Source organism: Mesorhizobium sp. M7A.F.Ca.CA.002.09.1.1 (genome assembly GCF_003998555.1).
Lineage (GTDB): Bacteria > Pseudomonadota > Alphaproteobacteria > Rhizobiales > Rhizobiaceae > Mesorhizobium > Mesorhizobium ciceri.
The window spans coordinates 1-6,601 of record NZ_RZRR01000242.1 but is presented as its reverse complement, the minus strand read 5'-3'; the positions used below and the strand labels follow the sequence as shown (position 1 = coordinate 6,601).

The window sequence follows — 6,601 nt, the reverse complement described above, 5'->3', positions numbered from 1 at the left end:
CCCCTCCACTTCCGTATCTTCCCCATGAACCTGATCTACGCCGCCCTTGCCTTCCTGATGGCGCTTGTCTTCGGCTTTGTCGGCATCACCCGCGTCGGCTCATGGTTGATCGAGCACCGCGATCCGCCGTTCGGCGAGTTCGCCGACATCGACGGCGCCCGCATCCACTATGTCCATGTTCCGGCACCCGCCAACGCCGAGCTGCCGCCGATCGTCTTCATCCACGGCGCCAGCGCCAATCTCAGGGACCAGATGCTGCCGCTGCGTCCCTTGCTCGAAGGCCGCGCCGAAATGCTGTTCTTCGACCGGCCAGGCCACGGCTGGTCGGGTCGCGGCACCAACAACGAGAACCCGTCGGCGCAGGCCAACACCATTGCCGCACTGATGGACCATCTCGGCATCAGGAAGGCTGTCATCGTCGGCCATTCCTTCGGCGGCGTGGTGACATCGGCCTTTGGCCGCGAGCATCCAGACAAGACACTTGGACTGGTCTTCCTCGCACCGGCGACCCATCCATGGCCGGGCGGCGCAACCGCCTGGTACTACGATCTGACCACCATTCCCGTGCTCGGCTGGCTGTTTTCCGAAACGCTGACCTATCCGGCCGGTACACTGCAGATGGCCGACGCCACCACCTGCGTTTTCTCGCCCAACAAGGTGCCGGACAATTATCTCGGAATGGCCTCTATCCCGCTGGTGCTGCGACCAAAAGCCTTTCGCGCCAACGCCACCGATGTCGCCGGGCTCTATCGCTATGCCCTCGACGCCGCACCGCGCTACAACGAGATCAAGGCGCCAACCGTGGTCATTTCAGGCGATCGCGACAAGGTGGTCTATGCACATATCCATTCGGTCGGTCTGGCGCGCGACATTGCCGGTGCCGAACTCGTCTGGGTGCACAATCTCGGTCACAAGCCAGACTGGATGGCGCCCGACCTGACCGTCGGCGCCATCGAGAAGGTCGCCGGCAAGAGTGTCGACCTGCAGGCGATGGCCAGGACCGTGGAGGCGCGCATCGCCGGCGACGCCTACGGCGCCGGCAGATGCGCCGATATCAAGGTACCGCAGGCCGAACTCGCGCCGACCTAAGGCGGTCGCCCGAACCGTTCAGAGCCGACACGCTTTGGGAATCTAGCGGCTGACTTGTGTGTCCGACCCGATATAGGCGATGCGCAGCATGTTGGTCGAACCCGGTGTCCGCAGCGGTACGCCCGCGGTGATGATGACGCGGTCGCCCGGCTTGCCGAAGCCTTCGTCGAAGGCGATGCGGCAGGCGCGGTTGACCATGTCGTCGAGGTCGACGGCGTCGGGCGAGACAACGCAATGCGTGCCCCACAAAAGCGACAGCCGCCGCGCCGTGTTGAGGATCGGCGACAGCGCGATAACAGGCACTTGCGGCCGCTCGCGGGCGGCGCGCAGGCCTGTGGTGCCTGATGCGGTGTAGGTGATGATCGCCGACAGCTTCAGCGTTTCGGCGATCTCGCGCGCGGCCAGCGAAATGGCGTCGGCGCCGGTCGCTTCCGGCTCGGAGCGCTGGGCGTTGATGATGCCGGCATAGGTCGGATCGGTCTCGACCTTGGTGGCGATACGGTTCATCATTGCCACGGCCTCGACGGGATAGGCACCCGCCGCCGATTCCGCCGACAGCATGATGGCATCGGCGCCTTCGAAGACGGCGATCGAAACATCGGACACCTCGGCGCGGGTCGGCACCGGTGCCGTGATCATCGATTCCAGCATCTGCGTTGCAACCACCACCGGCTTGCCGGCGCGGCGTGCGGCGCGCGTGATCTGCTTCTGGATACCGGGCACCGCCTCGAGCGGCATCTCGACGCCGAGATCGCCGCGGGCGACCATCAGCGCGTCGGACAGTTCGATGATTTCGGCCAGCCGGGCGACAGCCTGCGGCTTCTCGATCTTGGCCATGATCAGCGCCCGGCCGCGTGCGATCTTGCGCGCTTCGGCCAGATCCTCCGGCCGTTGCACGAAGGACAGCGCCACCCAGTCTACGCCTGTGGCCAGCACGGCATCGAGGTCCTTGCGGTCCTTCTCGGTCAACGCGCCGACCGGCAGGTCGGTGTCAGGCAGGCTGACGCCCTTCTTGTCGGAAATCGTGGTGCCGGCGACGACGGTGCAGACGATCGACTTGCCGTCGCTCTTCACCGCCTTCAGCTCGAGCTTGCCATCGTCGATCAGCAGGCGATGGCCGGCTTCGACCGAGCTCAGGATTTCCGGATGCGGCAGATAGACCCTGGTCGAGGTGCCGGGCTCGGGATTGTCGTCGAGCGTGAAGGTCTGGCCTTGCGTCAGCACTTCCTTGCCGTTGGCGAACTTGCCGACGCGCAGCTTTGGCCCTTGCAGATCGGCGAGGATGCCGATCGGCCTGCCAACGGCTTCCTCGACAGCGCGGATGCGTCCGACCAGCGTGCGCATCAGTTCATGGTCGGTATGGCTCATATTGATGCGGAACACATCGGCGCCCGCTTCGAACAGTTTCTTCAGCATCTCCTCCGAGGAGGAGGCAGGACCGATGGTGGCTAGGATCTTGACCTTGCGGCTACGTCTCATTGACTGTTTGTTCCCGGGGTGGCTGGAGCGCCTCCCGTTGTGGACTCATCGGTCAGCTGGACCATCCAGCTTGCCTGTTCGCCCGTGTCATATTCCTGGAATCCGGCGCGCTGAAAGCCCCGGGCGACGCAGTCGGTTACGCCTGCGATCTTGAACTCTTTTTCAGCCACGCACATGTTGATCGGGCCGTCCCAGCGTCCACCGCGTTCGGCGTCTTCTGCATAAAGATAGTAAAACCTTGATGACAGCGGCCCTTCGATCAGCGTCTTGCAGCTCGATCCCTCGATGTGCCACCAGCCTTCAGTGATCCAGCCGGCCTTGGCGCGATAGCCGATGCCGACACCAACCAGGTTCTGCGTGGCGTTGCAGACGCGGAAATCGGCACGCGCCGGCGAAGCCACGACCATGGCCGGCAGGCCGATGGCAAGAGTGAGGAGCGGCATGGCAAAGGCAGAGCGCATGCGCTGCCCGCCGGCGGAACTCATCCGAAAACCCCTCAAAAACCACATCAGCATCTCTCTGCGCCCCTTTTCGGAAAAGTCCGGGCGCATGTCAACGCACCGTTTTGTCCAATTCCAATCGATTTAGAAAGGCTCCGGCGCACAATTCGCCGACTTGTGCCAGATTTCCCGGGAAACCTTGGCCAAACAACGGCATTGCGCAAGCGTCGTCTTCGTGGAATGACGATAGCATCCTCCCCGGAAGCCAGCGAACAGACCATTTCCCGCCAATGACCCGATCCACAGTTTTCGCGCCTTTCGACATCATCGAGGGCGACCGCAAGCGAGGCATCGTGCTGTTGGGCGATCATGCCCGTCGCGACCTGCCCGACGACTATGGCAGCCTCGGCCTGCCCTCAGCGGAGTTCGACCGCCACATCGCCTATGACATCGGCGTCGAGGGCGTGACGCGCGAACTGGCTGCCCTGCTGGGCGTGCCAGCGGTGCTCGCCAATTTTTCGCGGCTGCTGATCGATCCCAATCGCGGCGAAGACGACCCGACGCTCATTCGCCAGCTTTATGACGGCACGGTCGTACCTGGGAACTACCCCATCGCTGCCGAGGAGCGCGAGAGGCGGCTCGACGGGTTCTACCGGCCCTATCACGACGCCGTCAGCGCCATGATCGCCTCGGTCGCACAGGCTTCCGCCCAGGCGCCCTTCATCTTCTCGGTGCATTCCTTCACCCCGGCCATGCAAGGAATCCAGCGTCCTTGGCACGTCGGCATCCTGTGGGACCTCGACGACCGCGTGGCGCGGCCGTTGATAGACATGCTGGCGCAGGACAGGAACCTCGTCGTCGGCGACAACGAACCCTATGACGGCGCGCTGCGCGGCGACACCATGTACAAGCACGCCATCGTCAACGGCTTCGCCCATGCGCTGATCGAGATCCGACAGGATTTGATATCGGACCAGAAGGGCGCGCTCGCCTGGGCCGAACGGCTGGCGCCGATCGTTGACGCCATCGACCGCCGTCCCGATATACATGTGGTGAAGATGTTCGGCTCGCGCACCGGGCCGCTATGACGGAGGTTTCGATGACCGAACTCAGCGACGAGCAGCAACGCGATTTCGAGGCGGCCGCCTTCCGCCGGCTGGTCGAGCATCTGCGCGAACGCAACGACGTGCAGAACATCGACCTGATGAACCTCGCCGGCTTCTGCCGCAACTGCCTGTCGAACTGGTATCGCGAGGCGGCCAATGCCGAGGGCGTCGGTCTCACCAAGGATCAGTCGCGCGAGATCGTCTACGGCATGCCTTATGCGCAATGGCAGGCGCTCAACCAGACCGAGGCCTCCGACGCCAAGAAGGCCGAATTCGAGGCAAGGCGCCACAAGGACCATTAAGGCCGGCGATCACTCAAGGCTGTGTTTGGCTCAAAAAATGCTTCCCGAAAGAGCCTTGACTGAAAATTGAATCGATCTAATTTGCCGCGCGAAGCCATTTCTTGCGGGATTCGCCTCATGAACGCGTCAACTGCCAAGCTGACTGCCATTCGCGGCCGATGGGCGCTCGCGGCCATTTTCCTCGCCAACGGCTTCCTGACGGGCAGCTGGGCGCCGCAGATTCCGGTGTTCCTGACCCGGCTGGAGATTTCGAAGTTCACGCTCGGTCTGCTGATTCTGTTGTTTGGGGTCGGCGCCGTCGTCGCGATGACCTGGTGTGGCCATTTGATCTCCAGACATGGTTCGCGCACCGTACTGCGTTGGTTCGCCCTGTGCGGCAGCCTCGGTCTCATGGTCGTGGCGCTGGCGCCCGACGTACCCTTGGCGGCCGTTGCCATGATCATCTTCGGCGGCTCGATCGGTGGCATGGACGTTGCGATGAATGCCAACGCCGTGGTGGTCGAACGGCGGCTCTCCCGCGCCGTCATGTCGTCTTCGCACGGCTTCTGGAGTCTCGGCGGTTTTGCCGGTGGCGGCCTCGGCGGCTTTGCCATCCAGCATTACGGCCACCTCGTCCACGCGGCGGCAGTAACGGCGTTTGCCTTCGCGGTGATCGCGGTGGCCGTTCGCTATCTCCTCGCCGAAGACAGACCGCAGGCGGCCGAGCACCACAAATTCGCACTGCCGGCAAACCCGCTGGTTTATCTGATCGGGCTGATGGCGTTACTGGCGATGATCTCCGAGGGCGCGGTGCTCGACTGGGCAGCCCTGTATCTGCGCCAGGAGCTCGGCGCCGATCTCGCCGTCGCCGGCCTCGCCTACGCCGGATTTTCAGGCGTCATGGCGGTTACGCGGTTCTTCGGCGACGGCATACGCAATCGCTTCGGCGCGGTGACGACGCTACGCGCGTCGGCCCTCGTAGCCGCGGTCGGCATGCTGGTGGCTGGCCTGGCGCCCTCGCCCTGGCTCGCCATTGCAGCCTTTGCCTTTTGCGGCTTCGGCATCGCCAATATGGTGCCGATCATCTTTTCGGCCGGCGGCAACCAGGAAGGCATGTCTTCCGGCACCGGCATGAGCGTGGTCACAACGATCGGATACTGCGGCATACTGGTGGCGCCGTCGGCGATCGGCTTCGTTGCCGAGCATTCCAGCTTCGGCCCGATCTTCATCACCATGTCGGGACTGCTGATCATCGTGTTGCTGATGGCCGGGCTCGCTCACCGCGCCGAATTCGCGCCAGCACCCGCAGAATAGCGTTTCAGCTCCTCGTGAAGGAAATCCACCACACGGCGGATGCGCACGCTGGTACGCACGTCGCGATGCATCGCCAGCCACACCGGCAGAACTGGCAGCGGCAGGTCAGGCAGCACCTTCTCAATCAAAGGATCCCTGTCGGCCAGCGGCTCCTGGCCAAGACCAATGCCGTTTCCCGCCCGCACCGCTTCCCACAAAACCATCTGGTTGTCGGTCCTGAAGCGGAAGCTGCTCCGGGTGACGGGGATGCCGTGCTGGGTAAAACCCCTGATGATCTCGTCGCCGCGGTCGAAGCCGACCAGATCGTGGCCGACAAGATCGGCAGGCTTCAGCGGACGGCCGCGCCTGTCGAGATAGGATTTGGCCGCGCAGGCGCAGAGCTCGATGTCGCAGACCTTGCGTGCCATCAGCTCGTTCTGCGCCGGCTTGACCATGCGGATGGCGATGTCGGCATCTCGACGCAGCAGGTTCTCAACCTGATTGGAAGCGACGATCTCGACCTCGATGCCGGGCTCCTCGATCCCCAGCCGCATCGTCATCTCAGGCAGGACATAGGCCGCCACGACCTCGCTGGCGGCGATACGCACCGTGCCTTCGATAGCCTCGACCGAACCCAGTGCCAGGAGTGAGAAGGCGCTTGCCTGCTCGCTGACCGCCTTGCCGCGTTCCAACAGCGTGCTGCCGGCCTCCGTCAGTTCGTAGCCGTGCCGTCCTCGACGGAACAGCGTGACGCCCAGCGCCTGTTCCAACTCGCCGATGTGACGGCCAAGCGTCGGCTGGCTGGCCGAAAGCTTTCGCGCGGCAGCCGACAGGCTGCCGGATTCCGCCACGGTGACAAAGCTCTTGATCAGGTTCCAGTCGATTTCTGCCATTCATTTATGAATATCAGAAC

The 6,601-nt window shown here is 63.7% G+C and carries 7 protein-coding genes; 4 read left to right on the top strand and 3 right to left on the bottom strand.

The window, feature by feature from the left end:
- Positions 1-24: 24 nt before the first annotated feature.
- On the top strand, positions 25-1,089 hold the full coding sequence (locus EN994_RS13125; RefSeq protein ID WP_063169174.1) for an alpha/beta hydrolase: 1,065 nt from the start codon (positions 25-27) through the stop codon (positions 1,087-1,089).
- Between the two features lie 42 nt (positions 1,090-1,131).
- On the opposite strand, the gene pyk is transcribed toward EN994_RS13125, so the two are convergent.
- Together pyk and EN994_RS13115 are read right to left on the bottom strand one after the other, a co-directional pair.
- Complete coding sequence (pyk, locus tag EN994_RS13120; protein WP_013529204.1) at positions 1,132-2,568, bottom strand: pyruvate kinase; 1,437 nt, start codon at positions 2,566-2,568, stop codon at positions 1,132-1,134.
- Positions 2,565-3,053 (bottom strand): DUF1036 domain-containing protein, encoded by a 489-nt coding sequence (locus EN994_RS13115; protein ID WP_063169175.1) that lies wholly within the window; start codon positions 3,051-3,053, stop codon positions 2,565-2,567. The genes pyk and EN994_RS13115 overlap by 4 nt, the downstream gene beginning before the upstream one ends.
- Positions 3,054-3,298: 245 nt before the next feature.
- Here EN994_RS13115 and EN994_RS13110 point away from each other — a divergent pair, with 245 nt between their 5' ends.
- The 3 genes from EN994_RS13110 (at position 3,299) to EN994_RS13100 (ending at position 5,709) form a co-directional block, all read left to right on the top strand.
- Positions 3,299-4,096 carry an N-formylglutamate amidohydrolase gene (locus EN994_RS13110; protein WP_024502956.1) on the top strand — a complete coding sequence of 266 codons (798 nt, stop codon included), beginning with the start codon at positions 3,299-3,301 and terminating at the stop codon, positions 4,094-4,096.
- Positions 4,097-4,107: 11 nt separating this feature from the next.
- Positions 4,108-4,416: a DUF1244 domain-containing protein gene (locus EN994_RS13105; protein ID WP_063170352.1), complete on the top strand. Its 309-nt coding sequence runs from the start codon at positions 4,108-4,110 to the stop codon at positions 4,414-4,416.
- Positions 4,417-4,533: 117 nt separating this feature from the next.
- The gene (locus tag EN994_RS13100; protein WP_063170353.1) at positions 4,534-5,709 is read left to right on the top strand and encodes an MFS transporter; all 1,176 of its coding nucleotides are present in this window, start codon (positions 4,534-4,536) and stop codon (positions 5,707-5,709) included.
- Here EN994_RS13100 and EN994_RS13095 read toward each other — a convergent pair.
- The gene (locus EN994_RS13095; RefSeq protein ID WP_063169176.1) at positions 5,673-6,581 is read right to left on the bottom strand and encodes a LysR family transcriptional regulator; all 909 of its coding nucleotides are present in this window, start codon (positions 6,579-6,581) and stop codon (positions 5,673-5,675) included. The genes EN994_RS13100 and EN994_RS13095 overlap by 37 nt on opposite strands.
- Positions 6,582-6,601 lie beyond the last annotated feature (20 nt).

What these genes read in the sequence shown, in the direction of transcription:
- EN994_RS13125 (WP_063169174.1), top strand. Translation starts at nt 25, where the DNA reads ATGAACCTGATCTACGCCGCCCTTGCCTTCCTGATGGCGCTTGTCTTC.
- pyk (WP_013529204.1), bottom strand. Translation starts at nt 2,568, where the DNA reads ATGAGACGTAGCCGCAAGGTCAAGATCCTAGCCACCATCGGTCCTGCC.
- EN994_RS13115 (WP_063169175.1), bottom strand. Translation starts at nt 3,053, where the DNA reads ATGAGTTCCGCCGGCGGGCAGCGCATGCGCTCTGCCTTTGCCATGCCG.
- EN994_RS13110 (WP_024502956.1), top strand. Translation starts at nt 3,299, where the DNA reads ATGACCCGATCCACAGTTTTCGCGCCTTTCGACATCATCGAGGGCGAC.
- EN994_RS13105 (WP_063170352.1), top strand. Translation starts at nt 4,108, where the DNA reads ATGACCGAACTCAGCGACGAGCAGCAACGCGATTTCGAGGCGGCCGCC.
- EN994_RS13100 (WP_063170353.1), top strand. Translation starts at nt 4,534, where the DNA reads ATGAACGCGTCAACTGCCAAGCTGACTGCCATTCGCGGCCGATGGGCG.
- EN994_RS13095 (WP_063169176.1), bottom strand. Translation starts at nt 6,581, where the DNA reads ATGGCAGAAATCGACTGGAACCTGATCAAGAGCTTTGTCACCGTGGCG.